The 416-nt window shown below is 38.2% G+C and carries 1 protein-coding gene; it reads left to right on the top strand.

Annotated elements, in window-relative coordinates:
* Positions 1-81 precede the first annotated feature (81 nt).
* Positions 82-416: transporter substrate-binding domain-containing protein (locus tag Q0940_RS17025; RefSeq protein WP_299271141.1), on the top strand; the 335-nt coding region annotated here is incomplete at its 3' end.

Genomic DNA, 416 nt, shown 5'->3' with positions numbered 1-416 from the left:
TGACCAAAGTTATAAAAAGTATGTTATGTTTATTTGTATTGAGCTCTGATTTATTATTAACCATATAACGGATGTCTTTATATGTCTCCAGATATTGTAAAAGAACTAGCGCCTCACGGTGTTTTACGTGTAGCTATTAACATGTCAAACATTCTATTAGTAACAGGACAAAACAACCAGGGTGATCCTACGGGCGTCTCGCCAGACATCGCGGCAGAACTTGCTCGGCGTTTAGGTGTGAAATTAAAACTTTTACAATATAAAACGGCTGGCGATATAGCTGATGATGCAGGAACGGATTCTTGGGATATTTGCAATATTGGAGATGAACCAAAGCGTGCTGAGACGATAGATTTCACAGCTGCATATTGCGAAATACAAGCTACCTATATGGTATTAGAAAATTCGCCGTTAAA

Source organism: uncultured Psychrosphaera sp. (assembly GCF_947500655.1).
Classification (GTDB): Bacteria; Pseudomonadota; Gammaproteobacteria; order Enterobacterales; family Alteromonadaceae; genus Psychrosphaera.
The sequence above is the reverse complement of the archived record's forward strand: the minus strand, read 5'-3'. Positions and strand labels throughout refer to the sequence as shown.